The organism is Bacteroides intestinalis (genome assembly GCF_003464595.1).
GTDB classification, from domain to species: Bacteria; Bacteroidota; Bacteroidia; order Bacteroidales; family Bacteroidaceae; genus Bacteroides; species Bacteroides intestinalis_A.
Window position 1 is genome coordinate 22,589 of record NZ_QRZF01000010.1, and the last position, 22,161, is coordinate 44,749.

The 22,161-nt window shown below is 41.1% G+C and carries 18 protein-coding genes; 10 read left to right on the forward strand and 8 right to left on the reverse strand.

Annotation, left to right across the window (positions count from 1 at the left end; translation table 11 throughout):
• Positions 1-3 precede the first annotated feature (3 nt).
• Genes DWW10_RS14910 through DWW10_RS14945 form a run of 8 tightly spaced genes read left to right on the forward strand, consistent with a single transcriptional unit; the run spans position 4 to position 8,160 of the window.
• Positions 4-1,194, forward strand: coding sequence for a glycosyltransferase (locus tag DWW10_RS14910; protein WP_022392125.1), 1,191 nt, complete (start codon positions 4-6; stop codon positions 1,192-1,194).
• A gap of 39 nt (positions 1,195-1,233) precedes the next feature.
• A complete protein-coding gene (locus DWW10_RS14915; RefSeq protein ID WP_022392124.1) occupies positions 1,234-2,256 on the forward strand; it encodes a radical SAM protein in 1,023 nt (340 codons plus the stop codon).
• Positions 2,253-3,350, forward strand: a complete 1,098-nt coding sequence (locus DWW10_RS14920) for a glycosyltransferase family 4 protein (protein ID WP_022392123.1) — start codon at positions 2,253-2,255, stop codon at positions 3,348-3,350. The genes DWW10_RS14915 and DWW10_RS14920 overlap by 4 nt, the downstream gene beginning before the upstream one ends.
• A 56-nt stretch (positions 3,351-3,406) precedes the next feature.
• Positions 3,407-4,027 (forward strand): exopolysaccharide biosynthesis polyprenyl glycosylphosphotransferase, encoded by a 621-nt coding sequence (locus DWW10_RS14925; RefSeq protein WP_118422239.1) that lies wholly within the window; start codon positions 3,407-3,409, stop codon positions 4,025-4,027.
• A gap of 4 nt (positions 4,028-4,031) precedes the next feature.
• On the forward strand, positions 4,032-5,468 hold the full coding sequence (locus DWW10_RS14930; protein WP_022392121.1) for a capsule assembly Wzi family protein: 1,437 nt from the start codon (positions 4,032-4,034) through the stop codon (positions 5,466-5,468).
• 4 nt (positions 5,469-5,472) lie between these two features.
• Positions 5,473-6,021, forward strand: a complete 549-nt coding sequence (rfbC, locus tag DWW10_RS14935; RefSeq protein WP_022392120.1) for a dTDP-4-dehydrorhamnose 3,5-epimerase — start codon at positions 5,473-5,475, stop codon at positions 6,019-6,021.
• Between the two features lie 5 nt (positions 6,022-6,026).
• Positions 6,027-7,340, forward strand: coding sequence for a UDP-glucose dehydrogenase family protein (locus tag DWW10_RS14940; protein WP_022392119.1), 1,314 nt, complete (start codon positions 6,027-6,029; stop codon positions 7,338-7,340).
• Between the two features lie 22 nt (positions 7,341-7,362).
• Positions 7,363-8,160, forward strand: coding sequence for a DUF4738 domain-containing protein (locus tag DWW10_RS14945; protein WP_022392118.1), 798 nt, complete (start codon positions 7,363-7,365; stop codon positions 8,158-8,160).
• Between the two features lie 13 nt (positions 8,161-8,173).
• Here DWW10_RS14945 and DWW10_RS14950 read toward each other — a convergent pair whose 3' ends face one another.
• From DWW10_RS14950 to serB, 4 genes are all read right to left on the reverse strand, one after another.
• Positions 8,174-9,409, reverse strand: a complete 1,236-nt coding sequence (locus tag DWW10_RS14950) for a DEAD/DEAH box helicase (protein ID WP_118422240.1) — start codon at positions 9,407-9,409, stop codon at positions 8,174-8,176.
• 79 nt (positions 9,410-9,488) lie between these two features.
• Positions 9,489-11,126: a RagB/SusD family nutrient uptake outer membrane protein gene (locus DWW10_RS14955; RefSeq protein ID WP_022392116.1), complete on the reverse strand. Its 1,638-nt coding sequence runs from the start codon at positions 11,124-11,126 to the stop codon at positions 9,489-9,491.
• 11 nt (positions 11,127-11,137) lie between these two features.
• Positions 11,138-13,870 carry a SusC/RagA family TonB-linked outer membrane protein gene (locus DWW10_RS14960; protein ID WP_022392115.1) on the reverse strand — a complete coding sequence of 911 codons (2,733 nt, stop codon included), beginning with the start codon at positions 13,868-13,870 and terminating at the stop codon, positions 11,138-11,140.
• Positions 13,871-13,945: 75 nt separating this feature from the next.
• A complete protein-coding gene (gene serB / locus DWW10_RS14965; RefSeq protein ID WP_022392114.1) occupies positions 13,946-15,175 on the reverse strand; it encodes a phosphoserine phosphatase SerB in 1,230 nt (409 codons plus the stop codon).
• A 329-nt stretch (positions 15,176-15,504) separates the two neighbouring features.
• Here serB and DWW10_RS14970 point away from each other — a divergent pair, with 329 nt between their 5' ends.
• A complete protein-coding gene (locus tag DWW10_RS14970; protein ID WP_022392112.1) occupies positions 15,505-16,011 on the forward strand; it encodes a redoxin domain-containing protein in 507 nt (168 codons plus the stop codon).
• A gap of 211 nt (positions 16,012-16,222) precedes the next feature.
• Here DWW10_RS14970 and DWW10_RS14975 read toward each other — a convergent pair whose 3' ends face one another.
• From DWW10_RS14975 to lon, 3 genes are read right to left on the reverse strand one after another with little or no spacing between them, the layout of a single operon-like run.
• Positions 16,223-17,359: an LptF/LptG family permease gene (locus tag DWW10_RS14975; RefSeq protein WP_022392111.1), complete on the reverse strand. Its 1,137-nt coding sequence runs from the start codon at positions 17,357-17,359 to the stop codon at positions 16,223-16,225.
• The gene (gene tgt / locus DWW10_RS14980) at positions 17,356-18,486 is read right to left on the reverse strand and encodes a tRNA guanosine(34) transglycosylase Tgt (protein WP_007662586.1); all 1,131 of its coding nucleotides are present in this window, start codon (positions 18,484-18,486) and stop codon (positions 17,356-17,358) included. The genes DWW10_RS14975 and tgt overlap by 4 nt, the downstream gene beginning before the upstream one ends.
• On the reverse strand, positions 18,483-20,966 hold the full coding sequence (gene lon / locus DWW10_RS14985; RefSeq protein ID WP_022392110.1) for an endopeptidase La: 2,484 nt from the start codon (positions 20,964-20,966) through the stop codon (positions 18,483-18,485). Before lon ends, tgt begins: the two co-directional genes overlap by 4 nt.
• Positions 20,967-21,139: 173 nt before the next feature.
• On the opposite strand from lon, the gene DWW10_RS14990 reads away from it, so the two are divergent.
• Complete coding sequence (locus tag DWW10_RS14990; RefSeq protein ID WP_022392109.1) at positions 21,140-21,847, forward strand: tRNA1(Val) (adenine(37)-N6)-methyltransferase; 708 nt, start codon at positions 21,140-21,142, stop codon at positions 21,845-21,847.
• Positions 21,848-21,852: 5 nt separating this feature from the next.
• Here the strand turns inward: DWW10_RS14990 and DWW10_RS14995 are convergent, their stop codons facing one another.
• Positions 21,853-22,161 carry a nucleotidyltransferase domain-containing protein gene (locus DWW10_RS14995; RefSeq protein WP_007662583.1) on the reverse strand — a complete coding sequence of 103 codons (309 nt, stop codon included), beginning with the start codon at positions 22,159-22,161 and terminating at the stop codon, positions 21,853-21,855.

Sequence of the window (22,161 nt, forward strand, 5' to 3'; positions counted from 1 at the left end):
GCAATGAAGATTCTACTTGTCAATAAATTCCTTTATCCTCGGGGCGGAGATTGCATTCATACCCTGAGCCTTGGCCAGATGTTGCACAAAATGGGACATACCGTTCGTTTCTATGCTATGGATCATTCAAAAAACATAGAAAATGAGAATAGATCTTTTTATGCAAAAGAAATTAATTTTTCTTCTACTAAGCTATCTGGTAAATTTGAAGCTACCAGACGTATCTTATGGGGAACAGGAGTAGAAAATGGGTTCCAAAAATTATTGAAAGATTTTCATCCAGATATAGTACATTTAAATAATATTCATTCTTATCTTTCACCTCTGATCGCCAAACTTGCACAGAAACAGGGCATTAAAGTGATCTGGACACTTCATGATTACAAATTGATATGTCCAACCTATAATTGTCTTTGCAATGGAAAAGTATGTGAGGTGTGCCTCACTAATAAGAAGAATGTAGTGCTTCGTAAATGTATGAAGAATAATCTTTTAGCAAGTGTATTAGCATGGGGAGAAGCCGTAAATTGGAATAAGGATAAACTTTCTGCATGGACAGATACATTTATTTGTCCCAGCCACTTTATGGCAAAGAAAATGCAGCAAGGCGGTTATCCGGCAGATAAATTGCAAGTTATTAGTAACTTTATAGGGGAAGAACAAGCAGAATATATAAAAACTACAACTTGTCCTGCACAAGAGAAGGCTTATGCATATATAGGACGGCTTTCAAGAGAAAAAGGAATTGATTCGCTTTTAAAAGCTGCATCCCGACTACCTTATAGACTATATATTGCAGGTACCGGTCCATTAGAGACAGAATTGAAGAAGAAATATACTGCAAATAATATTGTATTCCTTGGACACTTAACAATGGAAGATACTATAAATCTTCTAAGAAAAGTGTGCTTTACTGTTATTCCATCAATTTGGTATGAAAATAATCCCCTCAGTGTAATTGAATCTCTATGCTGTGGTACTCCTGTATTAGGTAGAGATATTGGAGGAATACCTGAATTATTAGAATCAGATAACTGTAACCTTCTTTTTGCACAAGATGAAGAATTGCCGATACTTATCACTAAAATGTTTGATACGGTTGTCTCTAATAATCGAGATGAATTATCTGCCACTTCATTACGACGTTTTTCTAGTGAGCAATATTATCAAAAGTGGCTTAAGATTGTAGAATAAGAAATAATGTTTTTATAAATTAATAAATAGTATATATACATGAAATCTGCTATAAGTTTGCCTACTGATATGTGTATCATCGTTACATACCGCTGCCCGATGCAGTGCCAGATGTGTAATATATGGCAGAATCCTACAGATCAGCACCAGGAGATAACTCCTATGGAAATGGAAAGGCTTCCTAAAGTTAAGTTTATTAATATAACAGGAGGAGAACCATTTGTCCGGGAGGATCTTGAAGAGATTATAGAAGTTGCATTCCGCAAATCTCCCCGTGTTGTTATATCTACTTCGGGATGGTTTGAAGAACGAATCATTCGTTTGGCCGAAAAATTTCCTAAAATAGGAATACGTATTAGTATCGAAGGGCTATCTCAAAAAAATGATGAGCTCCGGGGGAGGAAAGGAGGTTTTGATAAAGGGCTCCGCACCTTATTACGTCTTAAAGAAATGGGAGTGAAAGATATAGGTTTCGGCATTACGGTATCTAATTCTAATTCCGCCGATATGCTTTCTCTATATAGATTGTCACGTTCATTGGGAATGGAGTTCGCAACTGCCGCCTTACATAATTCATATTATTTTCATAAAACAGATAACACAATTACTAACCAAACAGAAGTTTGTGGAAATTTCAGTAAACTGATAGAATGGCAACTGAAAGAAAAGCATCCCAAATCTTGGTTTCGTGCATATTTTAACTGGGGGTTAATCAATTATGTAAAAGGGCAACCACGATTACTCCCTTGCGAAGCTGGATTGGTTAACTTCTTTGTAGATCCATACGGTGATGTTTATCCCTGTAACGGACTGGAAAGCAAATACTGGAAAGAAAGTATGGGAAATATCCGAACTATGACTTCCTTTGAAGAACTATGGAGAAGTGAACAGGCTGGACACATCAGAAGTTGTGTGCGTAATTGCCCAAAAAATTGCTGGATGGTAGGTACTGCTGCCCCTGTCATGAAGAAATACATGGCAATTCCCATGAAATGGGTAATAAATCAAAAAATACAATCGTTATTGGGACATCCCATAAACTTGGAGAATAAAGAAAAATGAGAATTGTTGTCACAGGTACCAGAGGTATTCCCGGCATACAGGGTGGGGTAGAAACACATTGTCAGGAACTCTATCCCTTGATTGCGGATGAACAACACGAGATCATCGTCGTTCGTCGTCCCAATTATGCTGTGGATCGTTCTATACAAATCTATAAACAAGTTGCTATTAAAGATATCAGTACCCCCCGCAGCAAACACCTGGAAGCTTTTGTTCATACTTTTAAAGCTGTGATTTATGCTCGCAAAGTGAAAGCTGACATCGTTCATATTCATGCTGTGGGACCGGCTCTGATGACTCCTATCGCGCGTTTGTTGGGTATGAAAGTCGTGATAACACATCATGGTCCCGATTATGACCGTGATAAATGGGGGCGTTTTGCCAAGTGGATACTACGTATGGGAGAAAGAGCAGGAGTCTATTATGCCAATAATATAATTGTAATATCAGAACATATACGGCAAATAATATATCATCAGTATTCAGCAAAAAGAAACGTCACGCTGATACACAATGGAGTAAATGTACCAGCGCGTGTAATTGGTACAGAATATCTTGAAAGTTTAGATTTGACAGAATATGGATATGTCTTGGCTGTAGGACGTTTTGTGAAAGAAAAAAACTTAGACCAACTGGTCGAAGCTTTCACGCAACTTTCTTCACCTTCTATGAAATTAGTAATAGCCGGAGATGCCGACTTTCAAGATGAATATGCCCAAAAGTTAAAAGAAGTATGCCGGAAAGAGAAAAATATTTGCCTGACAGGTTTTATAAAAGGAGATAAACTAGCACAATTATATACATATGCAAAAGTATTTGTATTGCCATCTACCCACGAAGGTCTACCTATTGCACTACTTGAAGCGATGAGCTATGGTTGCCCGGTACTGGCAAGTGATATTCCTGCCAACAAAGAAATAGGACTGCCTGATGAATGTTATTTCAGAAATGGCGATTTTAGTAATTTGCTTCACACTCTAAAGGAAAAGATAGAAATATCTCAGAGCAAACGGATTACTTATGATCTATCATTTTATAGTTGGCATCACATTGCTCAACAGACTAAAGAAATCTATGATTCTTTAATTGTTTAAAACAATATAGGCAAAAGTTTACCGTTCTATAATTCAAAGTACGCTATATTTTAAGAATGAATATACAGTCTCCATTATATAATTTCCCGCTGCAACGGAAAGGTAACCAATTTATAAAAAGAACTCTCGATATTATATTTGCATCGATAGTTTTGATTCTGATATATCCACTAGCTTATATCATTATTGGGTGTTGCATCAAAATAATGATGCCCGGTAAAATAATATTTTCTCAAAAAAGGAATGGACAACATGGGAAAGTATTTACCTGTTATAAATTCCGTTCTATGTTGCCAAATGGTGAAGCTGATATACAGCAGGCATCTCATGAAGATCCGCGTATCACTCCTCTTGGCCGTTTCTTACGTATCACCAGTCTTGATGAATTACCTCAATTCTGGAATGTTCTTAAAGGAGACATGTCCGTAGTTGGTCCACGTCCTCATATGCTGATACATACTGAGCAATATTGCAATATTATTCCTGAATACAACAAAAGGCTTATGGTGAAACCGGGAATAACGGGCTGGGCACAGATACACAACTTGCGCGGTGAAACGGAAAAATTAGACAAGATGAAGAAAAGAGTGGAATATGATATATGGTATATTGAGCATTGGTCATTCTTATTAGACCTAAGAATAATGCTGAGCACAGTGAAAATCATATTCCGATAAGCCTATGCGTAAAGTCTGCCACATACTCACAATCCTGTTTTGTTTCTCTGCATCCTCCGTGGTGACAGCACAAAATGGCCTGAAACAACAGAATGTTTCATCTTTCGTTGAATATGGAGCATCTGTCCACACAGGCGATAATACTCCTTTATGGCAAGTAAGTAATCAGCATGGACTTTCCTCTATCGACAATAATACTTACTTGAGAGGTGGTGCTTTCTATACAGATACAATCCGCCAATGGAGGTTGGAAGGTGGACTGGATATGGCAATGGCTACAGGGTTTACATCTACCTTTGTTTTGCAACAGGCATATGCAGATATTCGATACAAATGGATAGGATTACTTATTGGTAGTAAAGAGATTAATTCCCCTTTGTTAAACCAAGAATTAAGTAGCGGAGGATTGCTCTGGTCAGGAAATGCAAGACCAATTCCGCAAGTATGGATAGGCCTTCCTGAATATGTACAGATACTGCCGCGCCTTGCCTTGAAAGCAGAAATATCATACGGATGGTTTACTGACAATAAATATCAGGAAGAAAAAGTTGGAGAAGATTTCTGGTATACCAAGAGTATCAAATACCATCACAAGAGTGGATTTCTCCGCATCGGTGTACCACAAGGTAAATGGCAACTGGATTTAGGTATGAGCCTGGATGTACAATTTGGCGGTTACAAAAGTGCCGGAACAGATGCAGGAGATTTGGGCAATAGTTGGAAAGATTATTTTAAAGTATTTATCCCGACTCATGGAGATGACAGCAGCCCGGAGGGTGAACAGATAGCTTATCAAGGTAATTTTATGGGCAGTGAACATATCCGGATGACCTATCGTCACAATGATTTCTCAATTAGTGCCTATATGGAAAACTATTACGACGATTTCAGCGGAATGGGTAAGCTCAATGGATTTGACGGATTGTGGGGAGTCGAGTATAAATCCAATCACAAGCAAGCTATCAACGGTTTCGTTCTGGAGTATTATCAAACTACCAATCAAAGTGGCCCGATGCATGGGTTAGACTTCAGTGAGGTAAAGAAGACAGGGGGAGCCGATGACTACTATAATAATGATTGGTATCCCGGTTGGGTGCATTGGGGGATGAGCATGGCCAATCCATTGATAGCTTCTCCCATTTACAACAAAGATGGCGATATGTCCTTCAAATACAACCGTATACGAGCCATGCATTTAGGTTGGAGCGGAGACATCAGCAGTGAATGGACATACCTCGCAAAACTGTCATATAACAAAACTTGGGGAACTCCTTTCAAACCTATACCCGATATATTAGAAAATTTTTCTACTTTTGCATCAATTATCTATACTCCCCGTAAATGGAAGGGATGGAAGTTCAATGCTTCTATCGCTTTTGATACCGGAGAGATATATGGCGACAATTTAGGTTGCCAGTTGAAAGTACGAAAAATATTCTAAAGAAATGAATTACATACAGACAGAAATTGATGGCGTATGGTTGATTGAGCCAAAAGTGTTTCGCGACGAGCGTGGGTATTTTATGGAAGCCTTTAAAGAGGAAGATTTTAAAGCGCACATAGGTGATGTACATTTCGTTCAGGACAATGAATCGAAATCCTCTTTCGGCGTGTTACGCGGACTACACTATCAAAAAGGAGAATACTGCCAGTCGAAACTGGTACGTGTCATTAAAGGAAAAGTTCTGGATGTGGCAGTAGACCTGCGACGGACATCCCCAACGTTCGGCAAATACGTCAGCGTGGAACTCAGTGAAGAGAACCAACGCCAGTTCTTCATTCCCCGTGGTTTTGCACACGGTTTTCTGGTATTAAGCGACGAAGCTATTTTTACGTATAAAGTGGATAATGTGTACGCTCCACAGGCAGAAGCATCCATCCGCTACAATGATGAAGCAATAGGCATTGACTGGCCGGTTGCCGAAGAACATTTACTATTATCTCCTAAAGATAAAGCTGCTCCTCTTTTTAAGGATGCAGTATATTTTGAATAAAGAGTATGAAGATAGCTATTGTCGGTACAGGATATGTCGGTCTGGTGACTGGAACCTGTTTTGCAGAAATTGGTGTCAACGTTATTTGCATAGATACGAACAGTGAGAAAATCGAAGCACTGAAGAAAGGGATCATTCCTATTTATGAGAGTGGTCTGGAAGAAATGGTAAACCGGAATATGAAAGCCGGACGCCTACACTTCACCACTTCGCTGGAAAGTTGCCTGAATGAAGTGGACGTCATTTTCAGTGCCGTTGGTACTCCTCCTGATGAAGATGGAAGCGCTGACCTTAGTTATGTACTTGAAGTCGCCCGTACTATTGGCCGGAATATGCAGAAATACATATTGGTAGTTACCAAAAGTACAGTTCCCGTTGGTACAGCTAAAAAAGTACGCGCTGCTATTCAGGAAGAATTGGATAAACGAAGCATTAACATTCAATTCGATGTAGCTTCTAATCCGGAATTTCTAAAAGAAGGTAACGCCATTAATGACTTTATGAGTCCCGACCGCGTAGTAGTAGGAGTAGAGTCCGAACGGGCAAAGAAGCTGATGAGCAAACTCTATAAGCCGTTTTTGCTGAATAATTTCCGTGTTATATTTATGGATATTCCATCTGCCGAGATGACTAAATATGCAGCTAATTCAATGCTCGCCACCCGCATCAGTTTTATGAATGACATAGCTAATCTTTGCGAACTGGTAGGTGCGGATGTGAACATGGTGCGTAGCGGTATTGGTTCGGATACCCGCATTGGTCGTAAGTTTCTCTATCCCGGTATTGGTTATGGAGGTTCTTGCTTCCCAAAAGATGTGAAAGCACTCATTAAGACCGCTGAACAAAATGGCTACCAAATGCGTGTGTTGCATGCAGTAGAAGAAGTAAACGAACTGCAAAAAAGTATCCTTTTTGATAAGCTTTGCAAGCATTTCAACAATGACCTGAAAGGTAAAACAATTGCTTTGTGGGGGCTGGCTTTTAAACCGGAAACTGATGATATGCGTGAGGCCCCTTCACTGGTTCTGATAGATAAATTGCTGAAAGCCGGATGTAAAGTACGCGCCTATGACTCCGCTGCAATGGACGAATGCCGCCGCCGGATAGGAGAGAGCATTTACTATGCAAGAGACATGTATGATGCCGTACTTGATGCTGATGCTTTGATGCTGGTTACTGAATGGAAGGAGTTCCGGTTACCGTCTTGGGCAGTTATCAAGAAGACCATGGAACGAGCTGTAGTACTGGACGGACGCAACATCTATGATAAAAAAGAAATGGAAGAGCAAGGGTTTATTTATTATTGCATCGGACATTAAGAATATTAAAACGGAGGGAGTTATGATGAAGTGGAGTACTATTTCTATAGTGCTCGTTATTATGCTGACATCTTGCAATAACGTCAAAAGTGGAGAGACTTCCAGCAAGGAAGATCTGACCGCAAAAGAAATGTTGCAAGGTATCTGGATAGATGACGAGACGGATATGCCGTTAATGCGTATTAGCGGTGATACGATTTATTATGTCGACCCTCAAAATATTCCAGTTTATTTCAAGGTACTTCGCGACACAATATATGTACGAGGTAATACCCCTATAGCTTATAAAATAGACCGGCAGACAGAATACAGTTTCTGGTTCCATTCGCTTTCTGATGAAATCGTGAAACTGCATAAGTCAGAAAACCCGGAAGATACACTGTCATTCTCCAGTCAGGAAGCGGAAGCCATTCCCACTATCTCCGAAGTGGTGCAAAAGGATAGTGTGGTAATGTATAAAGGGACACGTTATCGGGGATACGTCTATATTAATCCCTCCAAGATGAAGGTTATCAGGACTACTTATTCAGATGAAGGAATTGGTATCGACAATGTATACTACGACAATGTGATACATATCTGTGTCTATGAAGGGAAGAATTTACTGTACGGTCAAGATATAACCAAGAAAATGTTCCATACTGTCTTCCCGGAAGAGGTACTCAGCCAGATGATCCTTACTGATATGGATTTCATGGGAGTGAATGGAAAAGGCTATCACTATGAAGCAACGCTCCGTATTCCGGAAAGCTCCGTTTACCACCTTGTGGACCTGACTATTGATGCTGATAAAGAGCTACATATAAAAATGGTGGAGTAGTAAAACTTCACCATTATTTCTTTCTACCACCTTTATTCGCATTTCTGCCTCCCTTGGACGAACGAAAGTTTTTCTTGCCTCTACCATCATAACTGCGTGGCTTGTATTCAGGCGCTTCGCCCAACTCCTCGGGTACAGCTATTTTATAAATCTCTTTCTCCAGGAAATTTTCTATCTGCTTGAAATTACTTTGCTCCTTTTCGTTGATGAAAGTCAAAGCAACGCCATCATTATTAGCACGTGCTGTACGGCCAATACGGTGAACGTAATCTTCGCTATCATGGGGAACATCGTAGTTGATCACAAGACGGATATCATCAATATCAATACCACGTGCCACAATGTCAGTGGCAACAAGGATATTTACACGCCCGGCTTTAAATTCATGCATCACCTCCTCACGTTGAGCCTGTTCCAGATCTGAATGCATTTCACCCACATTCAACTTCATCATTTTAAGAGCTTTCGTCACCTCTTTTACCTTCAACTTGGATGAAGCGAATATAATTACGCGTTCCGGTGTCTGCTCCGCAAAAAGGCTGCGAATGATGCCCAATTTCTGATTCTCGTAACAAACATACGCTGCCTGCACGATCTTTTCAGCAGGACGGGAAACAGCAAGCTTAACTTCGGCAGGGTTGTTGAGGATGGTATTAGCAAGTTGTTGAATCTTGGCAGGCATGGTGGCAGAAAACATGATTGTTTGCCGTTCCTTGGGCAAGTACTTCACTATCTGCATAATGTCGTCATAGAATCCCATATCGAGCATACGGTCGGCTTCATCAAGAATGAAGTAGGAGACACGCGAAAGATCAACATAACCCAAACTAAGATGAGCAATCAAACGTCCCGGAGTAGCAATTACAACATCAGCTCCCAACATCAACCCTTTTTTCTGTTGTTCAAAAAGTACTCCGTCGTTACCACCGTAAACAGCTACACTACTGACAGGCATAAAATAAGAAAAACCTTCCATCTGCTGGTCTATCTGCTGCGCCAACTCACGCGTAGGCGACATAACAATACAGTTGATGGCATCTTCCGGGTGGTTACCTTCCGATAGTTTATTCAATACAGGCAGCAGATAAGCGGCTGTCTTACCAGTTCCGGTCTGTGCTACGGCTATCAAATCTCTGCCTTCAAGTATAACGGGGATGGATTTCTCTTGTATAGGTGTGCACTCGTCGAAGCGCATGGCTTCCAGTGCATCAAGCACCTGGTCATTCAGTTGTAGTTCGGAAAACTTCATGTTTCTTTTTATTTAGCCGCAAAGATAGGAAATAAAGTGATTAACACAAAAGAATGAAGCGACTTTGCAATCCATTCCTTTAATAGCCCGGATGCTGCTCCCATCCCGGATTCATCTGTCTGATTTTCTCTGGAATAGGGAAGACGGTAGTATATCCGTTTTCCTCGTCAGGCAGTTGCGGACGACTGCTGTAAGCACGGGTAAATTGTCCGAAACGAATTAGGTCCTGGCGTCTCCAACCTTCCCATGCAAATTCCAACTGACGTTCAGCAAGAAGATTCTCTAAAGTAGCAACACGTTCCGGTGCTCTTACGCGGGCACGCACTTGGTTCAGTTCTTCATCTCCATCGCGTCCGTCACGAACCTTAGCCTCACTCTTCATCAATAGCACATCTGCATAACGGAACAAGACAATATCATTTTCCATCAGCTTACCATCTTTCATTGCTTTATCATCAATTTCATATTTCTTCATGCGGGCGCCAGCAGTCTTTTTGTAAGGTTCATCGGATATATCTAACTTTACTTTCCACGGCTCGTAAACCAAAACAGTTCCATCATCCAGTTTTACAACGTTACCTTTCAAATCGTAGACTGTACCTGCATAATAGCAGAAATCAAAACGAGGGTCTTGTAGATCGGTATCATATCCAAAGGTCTGCAGGGCTTCAATGGTAGCACTCGATCCGTTTTCACCGGATAACCCCAATGCTTTGGCATGATTATAATGGCGTGAGCGGAAAAGATATTGCATCTGATTGGTGTACAGTGTTTTGCTCATAGGTACAGTAAAGATATTCTCAGCGGAACTTTCATTGTATACAGCAAAATTAGCTGTATAATCCGGCTCGAGGCGATAGCCAAACGCTGTGATCTTATCACAATAAGTTTCTGCAGCCTGCCAGGCATTTAATGTAGTGCCATCTATTTCGAAAAAGATATTCTTTCCATCAGGACGAACACCATCTGTCCAGTTATTGTCTGTGTAAATTTCGGCATTCAGTGCCAACTTTGCCAGCAAAAAGTATGCAACAGGACGTGTCAAACGTCCGTAATAATTGCCGGAACGGTTGCTGAACTGGGCGGGCAGGAGTGGAGCGGCCTCTTGTAATTCCCTGACTACAAAGTCGAATACATTCTTACGCTCGCTCAACACTATATCTTTTGAAGCAACATTAGAGTGTAAAACCAGTGGTATACGTCCAAACAGATCCATCAGATAGTAATAGTACATTGCACGAAAAGCACGTACCTCGGCGCGATAGCCGGAAAGCTCCACATCAGAGTGGGTTAGAGCATAGGTCTCTATATGTTCCAGAGAGTTGTTACTAAGCATAATTACCTTATAAAGATATTCCCAGGTGGCCTGTATTGCATCATTGTTTACGCCCCATTTATGCAGAAATAACCCTTGCCAGAAACCGCCATCATACCAGTCGCCACCTCGGGTAGGCATAATGGCTTCATCAGTGGTAAAAGTATTCAGGTCATAGATACCACGGCCGGTTCCTTGCAATCCCTGGCTATCAGCATTTCCACCTATGTAATTGTAGAGGGATGCCACTGCATTGAGATAGAGTTCAGAGATATTACTATAACCTTCCTCTTCAGGCAGTGCATCACGAGACTTTTCTTTCAGAAAACCGTCGCACGAAGTCATTCCCCAGCAAAGGGCAACTAAAATACAAAACGAACAAAATATAGAATTACGTTTCATGGCTTTAAGGTTTAGAAGTTTACACTAAGTCCGATAGTATATATGCGGTATAGAGGATAATTGCGTTTATCATCTATTCCCAGAGTAGCATTTACAGACGAACTGTTTATCATAGGCGTTAAGCCCGAGTAACCTGAAATTGTCGCCAGATTGTTAACAGTCAGGGACAGGCGGAGCGACTGAAAGTAACGGGTATTCTTTAACGGAACATTCCAGCCTAACGTAACATAATCAAAGTTAATGTAATCACCATCTTCCAACCAGTAATCCGTAGCTGTCTGGTCTTTAATGTTCTGCGCAGGCGCTTTTTTCATGACGTTATAATCGGGGAAGCTGTTCATATTCATATAAGTCAACGAAGTACCATTGTACACTTTATGACCGAATGCCCCGTTTATCTGTAGCGATATATCAAAATCTTTATAACGGAAACTGATATTAGAACCAAGTATCGTCTTTGGCACAGCCTGTCCTGCCACATAACGGTCTTCACCATCTTCTAAACTGACACCACCGCCATTCAGATCGGCAATCTGATAGATATATCCACCATTTCCATCGGATACCAGCCCTGTACAATGGGGCAGATAGAATACACCCAGAGGCTGACCCACAATCTGGTAAACAATATGATTATATCCACCGTGGAATCCTGCACCATCCAGTCCGGCAAGGCTCTTGTATTCTGTAGCTGAAATATGTTCGCCCTGGTAGTTTCCGTCAAGAGAAAGTAATTTGTTTTGCTGGAAAGTCAGATTGGCATTGATATTCAGTTCCATGTCTTTGGTCTTCAGCGGAGTAATGCCGATAGATAGCTCTGTTCCATAATTACGCATAGAACCAATGTTTGCCAGCAAAGTATTATAAGTAAAAGGGGGTACACTCACGTTATAAAGATAAAGCATATCCTTCGTCTTGGAATTATAATAGTTGGCAGTCAGCAGCAATCGGTTACCCAGTAAAGCTACTTCTATACCGGCATTGAATGTCTGTTTCACTTCCCACTTCAAATCCGGATTCGTATTCCGCAACTTATCCATTGTGACTACAGGTGTAGAACCTACCGGTGCAATACCATTAGGTCGCATCAGATTCAACGTAGTATATGAATCAATGCCATTTTGATTGCCTGCCAAACCATATCCTGCACGGATTTTCAGATTATCGATAAAAGAAAGCTTTTCCATAAACTTCTCTTTACTAACTACCCATGCAACAGATACAGCCGGGAAAAATCCCCATTTATGATTACTGCCAAACTTGGAAGATGCATCCCCACGGGCATTCACCGTCAGGATGTAGCGGTCATCATATGTATAATTCACGCGCCCCATAAAAGAAACCAAACGAGGATCTTCGTAGTAGGAATTAGTTCCATCCCACGGACGAATGGCACCTCCCTGAAGATTATTATAGCCTAATTTGTCATTACTGAAATTTGTAACTGTAGTGTAAAATCCGGAATATTTATCTTTCTGTATCTCTGCCAGTCCTAAAACATCAAAAAAGTGTTTCCGCCATTCTTTTTTATAAGACAGCATCAGGTTACCCAGCAATGATTCCATTTTCTTGTCTCCTCTGTATGCCTGCCCTTGTGCCCAGACAGCAACAGGCAGATACTGCGCATTTTCCACTACATTATATGTATAGGAACCGAAAAAAGTTAGTTTCCATGCTTCGGCCAGATTAAACGTCAACCGGGCATGCGTGCTAATATGCGATGTAGCATTCTTGTCTTTCACATCCATCCATGCCAGCGGATGTGATAACTGGCTGGCATAAGCATATCCATCCCAGTTACCGGTCTCCGGATTCTTGTGATTCGGGAAAGTAGGATTATACGAAGCAGCAGAATAGAATATTTTGTGCAGATTCACCAGATTACGTTCCTTCTGTACGGAACCAAACATACCAAGATCACATTTAAGAAAATTATCGAATACATACTGTGTCATATTCATATTCGATGTGAAGTTCTGCAACTTTTCATTAACAATCACTCCTTCACGATTCATTAGAGCGAGTGAAACACGATAATTGGAAGTATTCGTTCCTCCCGAAAACGCGATATGATGATTATGCTGTAATCCCGTTTGCTCGATCTCTTTCTGGAAATCTGTATTGTTTCCCATATCCAAAATAGAGATGCCACGCTCCTGAGCCAATGCCCGGAATTCATTTCCATTGAGCATCCTCACTGTTTTATAGCTCAAGGCAATGCCGAAACTTCCATTATAGTTAACGCTTGTACGCCCGCTGACACCTTTTTTTGTAGTAATCTCAATCACACCCGACGCTCCGCGCGAACCGTACTGTGCAGTTTCCGAAGCATCTTTCAGGATAACAAAGCTTTCAATATCCGCCGGGTAAATAGATGTAAGCATACTCAGGTCACCAAAAACTCCGTCTACAATAATTAATGGGTCATTTCCAGTAGTCAGGGAGGTAGTGCCACGCAGGCGGACAGCATCCAGCGCAGCAGGTCCATTCGAACCTTTCAGAATTGTCAATCCCGGTACCCGTCCACGGATGGCATCCAACGGATTGGTAATCTGGTCTTTATTCATCTGATTTTCTGTAATTCTTTCCACCAGGCCAGAAAGATTCTTACGAAGTCCGGTGGCATATCCAACAGTGGTTATCGAATCGGGGAGGGTAACATGGAGTTTTGTTTGTGCGACAGCAGGTAAGCCGACTGCAACTAAAAGTAAAGAGAGACAGAATAGGTTCCTTATTCTCTTCATAGTATTCAAATTTAAGAGGTTCCGCAAATATATATGTCACTATATGAAACAAATATATTTGCGGAATAGTTCAACTCATTTCGGCAAATCGATATATGAGTCTTTGAAGCCTAAGAAATAGAGTACCCCATCCAAACCAATCGTGTTAATAGATTGCTTTGCATTGGCAACCACTTTCGGTTTGGCATGGAAAGCAATGCCCAATCCGGCAACGCCCAGCATCGGAAGATCATTCGCTCCATCACCCACAGCAATGGTCTGAGCAATGTCTACCTTCTCTACCTGTGCAATGAGACGCAACAATTCAGCTTTTCGCTTACCGTCTACCACATCTCCCAGATAACGGCCGGTCAACTTGCCGTCCACTATTTCCAATTCATTGGCATATACATAGTCAACACCATATTTCTTTTGAAGATATTGCCCGAAATAAGTGAAACCACCGGAAAGGATGGCTATCTTGTAACCATACTTTTTCAATACATACATCAGGCGGTCTACACCTTCCGTAATGGGCAGATTCTCTGCTATTTCCTGCATGACAGATTCATCCAGACCTTTCAACAGAGCTACACGCTCACGGAAACTTTCAGTAAAATCTATCTCACCACGCATAGCACGCTCAGTGATGGCTTTCACCTCATTGCCCACACCGGCGCGTATAGCCAATTCGTCAATTACTTCCGTTTCAATCAGAGTCGAGTCCATATCGAAACAGATCAGTCGGCGCATCCGGCGATACATATTATCAAGCTGGAAAGAGAAGTCCATTTCCAGTTCGCTCGCCAGCTTCATTAACTGTTCCTGCATAGTGATACGGTCTTTCGGAGTTCCCCGGACAGAAAACTCGATGCAGGCACGTGTACGCGAATCACATTCATCTAATGGGATACGTCCCGTCAGACGTTTGATAGCATCGATATTCATCCCCTGTTCAGCAAGAATACGGGTAACGGCAGAAATCTGGCGGGCAGATAATTTACGCCCCAGCAAAGTAAGGATATAGCGGTTCTTTCCCTGCATATTCACCCAATCTTCATATTCCTTTACTGAAATAGGATAGAAGCGAATCGTCACTCCCAAAGAAGACGCTTTGAAAAGCAACTCTTTCATAATGAATCCTGAATGTTGTTCCTCTGTCTTACATAAGATACCTAATGACAGTGTATTATGGATGTCGGCCTGACCAATGTCAAGAATAGTAGCGTCGTATTTAGCTAAAATTTCTGTAACAGATGCAGTCAATCCCGGACGATCTTCGCCCGTGACCCGGATAAGTATAAGTTCTGTACTCAATGGTTGCATAAAAGTTGTTTATCTAAATTAATGAATAACACGATGCAAAAGTAGGCAAAATTTCTAATGCTAATGAGAAAACACATCATAATCTATTCATCAAATGCATCATATATATCATGTTGGGGGATATCCTGAGATGCAAAACATGTTATATAACATGAAAAAGTCAATCGTTTACTTGATTTTCTATAATAATATTGTACCTTTGCCCCCGATTTGGAACAAATGGTTCTATAATCTTAGTAAACGTTGAGCGTATATTTGTTTGTTAAGACGTTATTTCATCGTCCGACAAACACCTATAAATCAACCAGTATTAACCAAAACCGCCTTACATGAAGCATGTAAAATGGATTTTTGTTGTATTACTAATTAGTTCCTTGACTTCTTTCGTAGAAAAAGACAAACCTACCGGAGGTTTAAATGTGGGTGACATAGCCCCTGATTTTAAAATCAAAGCTATGTCGACTGAGCAACAACCGACTCAAAATCTGTCCAAGATGAAGGGAAAATATGTGTTACTCAGTTTCTGGGCAAGTTACGACGGGCAATCCCGGATGCAAAACGCAAGTTTAAGCAATGCACTTCGTTCAACTTCTCAAAACAACAATGTGGAAATGGTTTCCGTATCATTCGATGAATATCAATCTATCTTCGAGGAAACCATTCGTAAGGACCAAATAGTTACGCCCACCTGTTTCGTGGAAACTAAAGGCGAGTCGTCCGGCATCTTTAAAAAGTACCGTTTAGGCCGGGGATTTACTAACTATTTACTGGATGATAATGGTGTGATTATAGCCAAAAACATCTCTGCTGCAGAACTTTCAGCTTACTTGAATTAAGCTTTCACTGCACATTGCCATGAAAGATTTAAAGAACCTGTAAGACGAAAGTGAGGTTGCTTCTAAATACGCATACGATGAGAATGCATCGTTAAAGTTATGAAGAAGCAAAGACAAAAGAGGAAATGGATACAACAAAAAAGCCCCTCCTGCGCTTGTGGTAACACAAGGAGCAGGAGGGGCTTCTTATTTTTATTCATTCGGTTATTCCTTATTTCGGTGCTTTCTGATATAAGTAGAATGCAATGAAAGCATAGAGTATATTCGGTATCCATACGGCAATTACCGGAGGTACATTACCATTTACAGCAAAAGTGGAGGCAATCGTCTGGAAGAGGATGTATGAGAAACTTAATGCCAAACCTATACCCAAATGCAATCCCATTCCGCCCTTGGTCTTTTTCGAAGAAAGAGAAACACCTATCAACGTAAGGATAAACGATGCAAACGACATGGCAATGCGCTTGTGGTATTCAATCTCAAATTCCTTGATATTGGCAAATCCACGCTGTCGCTGTCTGCTAATATATTCACTTAATTGTGGACTGGTCATCATTTCCTGTTGATTTTTCATAATAAGAAAATCAGCAGGCTCCATGAAAAGAGTACTGTCAATACGATCCCCCTTAACAATATTTTCTTTCATACCGTCCATCTCGCGTATCATGTAATCCTTAATGGTCCACCTATGAACAGATGCCGTATCATAGGTGATGGAACGAGCCGTAAGATGAGATACCAATTGCTTATCTTTAAACTTATCCAGCGAAAAACGATATCCTGTCTTGCTATGATCTTCAAAACGTTCAATATAGGCAATTACTCCCGAATCCACTTCCAACTGAATATTCCGGGCAGTATTTGATTTACGTTGTTTATAGTACTTATCCTCAAAGTTGATACGTGTCACACTCCCCTTAGGTATCACATAAGAGCCTAAGCAAAAGGTTACTACTGCAATTATGGCAGCCGACACCATATAAGGTCGAAGCATCCGCTTAAAACTCATTCCGGTAGAAAACATCGCAATAATCTCCGAGTTCTCAGCCAGTTTTGAAGTAAAAAAGATAACCGCGATAAACACAAACAGCGGGCTGAACAGATTGGCAAAGTAAGGAACAAAGTTCAGATAATAATCGAAAATAATGGCTTTCCATGGCGCTTCGTGTGACATGAACTTATCCATCTTCTCATTAAAGTCGAATACCACTGCAATAGAGATAATCAATGCAATGGCAAACACATAAGTTCCGAGGAACTTCTTGATAATGTAGAAGTCGAGCCGCTTCAACCACTTCCAGTTATCCGGCAACTTTATACCTTTTATTTTCCAGTTCAGTTTTTTCATAACCTTGTAGATACGCGTTTTACCATCATCGGTTTCCATGTAGAGAAATCACCGGCAATGATGTGCTTGCGAGCTTCACCCACCAGCCACAGATAAAAAGCCAAATTATGGATAGATGCAATTTGCATAGCCAGCAATTCTTGTGCATGGAACAGATGGCGCAGATACGCTTTACTATATAAGGTATCTACAGCAGAAGCTCCGTCTGCCTCAATAGGAGAGAAGTCCGTTTCCCATTTCTTATTGCGCATATTGATAATACCGTCTTTGGTAAACAACATACCATTCCGTCCGTTTCGGGTTGGCATCACGCAGTCGAACATATCTACACCACGCTCTATACCTTCCAATATATTTACCGGTGTACCTACACCCATCAGATAACGGGGTTTATCTTTCGGCAGAATCTCGTTCACCAACTCAATCATCTCATACATCTTGTCTACCGGTTCACCTACCGCCAAACCACCGATAGCATTACCATCCGCCCCCTTCGATGCGATAAACTCCGCCGACTCCTTGCGAAGATCAGGATATACACATCCTTGAACAATGGGGAAGAGTGACTGTTGGTATCCATATTTTGGTTCCGTCTCATTGAAACGCTGAATACAACGGTCCAGCCAACGGTGCGTCAGCCCTAATGACTTTTTGGCATACGCATAATCCGAATCTCCCGGAGGGCACTCGTCAAAAGCCATCATAATATCTGCACCAATCGTACGTTCGATGTCCATTACCTTTTCGGGAGTGAAGATATGTTTGCTACCATCAATATGTGAACGGAATTCTGCACCTTCTTCCCGTAGTTTACGAATACCCGACAATGAAAAGACCTGGAAACCACCACTATCCGTCAACATCGGACGGTCAAAGCCATTGAACTTATGAAGTCCTCCGGCTTTTTCCAATACATCCAATCCCGGACGCAGATACAGATGATAGGTATTTCCTAATATGATCTGCGCCTCGATATCTTCTTTCAGTTCGGTTACATGCACACCTTTCACCGTTCCTACGGTACCTACCGGCATAAATATAGGTGTTGCTATCTGCCCGTGATCGGTGGTTATCAATCCTGCACGCGCGTTACTTTTACTGTCTGTATATTGTAAGTCGAATGTCATTCTGCTTTCTTTTCTGTCTTTTCTTTCTTTACGGACAGGTCAATGGCATCGGCTACCTTTTCATTGGTCAGCGCAATGGCAAATACCTCTTTCACATCTTTCACGTAGTGGAAAGTCAATCCTTTGAGGTAGATTTCCTGTATTTCGTCAATATTCTTACGATTCTCTTCACTCAGAATAATGTTCTTGATGCCGGCACGTTTGGCAGCCAGAATCTTTTCCTTAATACCTCCTACGGGAAGCACCTTACCACGAAGTGTTATTTCTCCTGTCATAGCAAGATTTGCTTTTACCTTACGTTGGGTAAGGGCAGAAGCAAGAGATGTAGCCATCGTAATACCGGCTGAAGGTCCATCCTTAGGAATAGCACCTTCCGGTACATGTACATGAATATTCCAATTATCAAAGATCTCTTCATCCAGATTCAACAAAGAAGCATGTGCCTTGATATATTCCAAAGCCAGCATTGCAGATTCCTTCATGACGTCGCCCAGATTTCCGGTCAATGTCAGACGTCCGCCTTTTCCACGACTTAAACTGGTTTCTACAAACAAGATTTCTCCACCTACGGCAGTCCATGCCAGTCCGGTGACTACACCTGCGTAGTCATTGCCCTGATATTTATCACGGGTATACTCCGGTGCTCCGAGGAATTCATACAAATCTCCCGGCTTGATTTCCTGTTTGGCAAAATAACCATCCGTAGCATACTGGCGTGCCGATTTACGAAGTATCTTACCTATTTTCTTCTCCAGTTCGCGTACACCGCTTTCACGGGTATACGACTCGATAATTGCCTCCAGCGTATTCTTCGGTATCTTGATATCATTCTTCTTCATACCGTTGGCTTCCAGTTCTTTCGGAACCAAATGACGACGGGCTATTTCGATCTTCTCCTCAGTAATATAACCACTAACCTCAATCAACTCCATACGGTCGAGCAATGGTCCGGGAATAGTATTCAGGTTGTTTGCCGTAGCTATGAACATCACTTTAGACAAATCATAATCTACATCCAGAAAGTTATCATGGAATGTTGTATTCTGTTCCGGATCGAGTACTTCGAGCAGGGCAGAAGAGGGGTCTCCCTGACGGTCTGAGCTTACCTTATCAATTTCATCCAAGATAAATACCGGATTGGATGAACCTGCCTTGATCAGACTCTTGATAATACGTCCCGGCATAGCACCGATGTATGTCTTACGGTGTCCACGGATTTCTGCTTCATCATGCACACCACCCAATGACATACGAATATATTTACGCTTCAAAGCAGCAGCGATAGAACGTCCCAAAGAGGTTTTACCCACTCCCGGAGGGCCATATAAACAGATAATAGGCGACTTCATATCACCTTTCAACTTTAATACAGCCAAGTGCTCCAAAATACGTTCTTTCACCTTTTCCAAGCCATAATGATCTTTATTTAAAGTCTTTTCGGCATTAATCAGATTGAGATTATCCGTAGTATATATTCCCCATGGCAAACTCAACATAGTTTGCAGATAATTAAGCTGCACACTGTAATCAGGAGATTGCGGATGTGTACGCTCCAATTTATCCACCTCTTTCATAAAGGTATCTCTCACTTCTACACTCCATTTGGTTGTGAGTGCTTTGCGGCGCAACTCTTCAATTTCCTGCTCTTGGCCACCGCCACCCAGTTCATCCTGAATGGTTTTAATTTGCTGTTGCAAGAAGTATTCACGTTGTTGCTGGTCAATATCTTCCCGTGCACGCATCTGTATGGACTCCTTAATCTCGGCAAGCTGCACTTCCCGGTTCAGTATCTCCAATAAACGGTAAGTACGTGCCCGCAATGAGTCAATACGTAGCAACTCAATCTTTTCATCTTTCTTCAATGGAAGATTCGTGCAAATAAAATCTACCAAGAACATAGGATTAGTAATGTTCTTGATAGCAAATGCAGAATCCTGCGGGAACATATCAGATGATTTGATATATCTTATAGTCAGATCCTTACAAGCTTCCACCAAAGCATGGAATTCTTTATCATTTTTATCGGGAATATCTTCTTCCAGTGCCCTTACTCGTCCTTTCAAATACGGAGTTGTATCTACAATTTCTTCCAACTCCATACGTTTGACGCCTTGCAGGATAATCGTTGTTGTCTGATCAGGCATCTCCAGAATACGGATAATCTTACCTACCGTACCGATGGTATGCAAATCTTCCAACATCGGCATTTCCGTTTCAGCTACTTTCTGACAGACTACTCCGATATATGCACTCTTCTTTTCCGCCTCACGCACCAATTTCATGGAAGTCTTTCTCCCGACAGATACCGGCATAAACACACCTGGAAATAAAACCATATTCCGTAAAGGCAATATCGGAAGTATCTCATTCACTTCAATATCCATCAATTGTTCCTCATTCCCCTCAAAATCAGCAATTACTGAGAAAGAGTTTCCTTCTTCTCTTGTCTCCATATCTTTTAGGTAAAGTCTTTTCTTCATTTTGTTCTTTTTAAGTTTATGTCACACTGACAGGGCTTACAAAGCGCCTGCAAAGTTAATCTATTCTTCATTAATATAAAGCACCTTTTCTATAAAAAGACAAAAACAGTGCCAAATTAGTCGTAATATTCCCGACTTTGCCTATTTTTGCCCTCAAATAATAACTATAAACTATGCCAAATCCTTATTTTCAGTTTAAACAATTTACTATATGGCATGATAAATGTGCTATGAAAGTAGGTACAGATGGAGTTCTTTTGGGTGCTTGGGCAGAAGCCGGAGCCCCTCAACAAATCCTCGACATTGGTACCGGCACAGGATTGATAGCTTTAATGTTAGCCCAACGTAATCCACGTTCACAAGTTACGGCTATAGAAATAGATGAAGCCGCGGCAGCTCAGGCAGAAGAAAATATAGCACGTTCTCCATGGGCAAATAGGATAGAAGTAATCTGTAATGATTTCAGTTTGTTTCAAACAGATAATAAATATAATCTGATAGTTTCTAACCCACCTTATTTTGTTGATGCTTTAAACTGCCCTGACAAGCAACGCAATATGGCACGTCATACCTGCGAACTAAATTACGAGTTACTTTTCCGGCGTTCGGCACACCTTCTTGAAGATCAAGGAAGGGTATGTATCATCATTCCTACTGAGGCAGAAAAGTTAGTAACTGACACAGCCTGGAAATACAAATTATACCCTTCACGACGCCTTCATGTTTTTACCAAACCTGGCAAGCCTAGCAGGAGAGTACTTATCGCATTCGGACATCAGGAACAAAAATGTATGGAGGAAACTTTATGTATTGAGGTAGAACGCAATCAATTTACGCCGGAATACATTGCGTTGACAAGAGAGTTTTATTTAAAGATGTGATTATATTACTTCTCTTTTTTTTCATAAAACAGTAAACCTACTCGATTTATATGGTCTCCAATTGGAGTACCGATATTCTTATTATAGTCAATAACATCTACTTTATACAACAACCCCAAATCTTCTATTTGAATATTTATATCCATCAATTGATTGAAAGAAATATCATTCCCCACTATAGCAAGATCTATATCCGATCCTTCTCCATAGTTACCTTTAGCTCGTGAACCGAAAATTACAGCCTTTTCTATATTAGCATGCTTCTCAAGCACACTACAAATATCAGCAATGACAATATCACTTAATCCGTACAT

Coding starts and splice junctions, on each gene's coding strand:
- DWW10_RS14920 (WP_022392123.1), top strand. CDS start 2,253: ATGAGAATTGTTGTCACAGGTACCAGAGGTATTCCCGGCATACAGGGT.
- DWW10_RS14925 (WP_118422239.1), top strand. CDS start 3,407: ATGAATATACAGTCTCCATTATATAATTTCCCGCTGCAACGGAAAGGT.
- DWW10_RS14950 (WP_118422240.1), bottom strand. CDS start 9,409: ATGAAGTTTTCCGAACTACAACTGAATGACCAGGTGCTTGATGCACTG.
- rfbC (WP_022392120.1), top strand. CDS start 5,473: ATGAATTACATACAGACAGAAATTGATGGCGTATGGTTGATTGAGCCA.
- DWW10_RS14995 (WP_007662583.1), bottom strand. CDS start 22,161: ATGTACGGATTAAGTGATATTGTCATTGCTGATATTTGTAGTGTGCTT.
- DWW10_RS14960 (WP_022392115.1), bottom strand. CDS start 13,870: ATGAAGAGAATAAGGAACCTATTCTGTCTCTCTTTACTTTTAGTTGCA.
- DWW10_RS14955 (WP_022392116.1), bottom strand. CDS start 11,126: ATGAAACGTAATTCTATATTTTGTTCGTTTTGTATTTTAGTTGCCCTT.
- DWW10_RS14930 (WP_022392121.1), top strand. CDS start 4,032: ATGCGTAAAGTCTGCCACATACTCACAATCCTGTTTTGTTTCTCTGCA.
- DWW10_RS14945 (WP_022392118.1), top strand. CDS start 7,363: ATGATGAAGTGGAGTACTATTTCTATAGTGCTCGTTATTATGCTGACA.
- DWW10_RS14975 (WP_022392111.1), bottom strand. CDS start 17,359: ATGAAAAAACTGAACTGGAAAATAAAAGGTATAAAGTTGCCGGATAAC.
- DWW10_RS14970 (WP_022392112.1), top strand. CDS start 15,505: ATGAAGCATGTAAAATGGATTTTTGTTGTATTACTAATTAGTTCCTTG.
- lon (WP_022392110.1), bottom strand. CDS start 20,966: ATGAAGAAAAGACTTTACCTAAAAGATATGGAGACAAGAGAAGAAGGA.
- DWW10_RS14915 (WP_022392124.1), top strand. CDS start 1,234: ATGAAATCTGCTATAAGTTTGCCTACTGATATGTGTATCATCGTTACA.
- serB (WP_022392114.1), bottom strand. CDS start 15,175: ATGCAACCATTGAGTACAGAACTTATACTTATCCGGGTCACGGGCGAA.
- DWW10_RS14940 (WP_022392119.1), top strand. CDS start 6,027: ATGAAGATAGCTATTGTCGGTACAGGATATGTCGGTCTGGTGACTGGA.
- DWW10_RS14990 (WP_022392109.1), top strand. CDS start 21,140: ATGCCAAATCCTTATTTTCAGTTTAAACAATTTACTATATGGCATGAT.
- tgt (WP_007662586.1), bottom strand. CDS start 18,486: ATGACATTCGACTTACAATATACAGACAGTAAAAGTAACGCGCGTGCA.
- DWW10_RS14910 (WP_022392125.1), top strand. CDS start 4: ATGAAGATTCTACTTGTCAATAAATTCCTTTATCCTCGGGGCGGAGAT.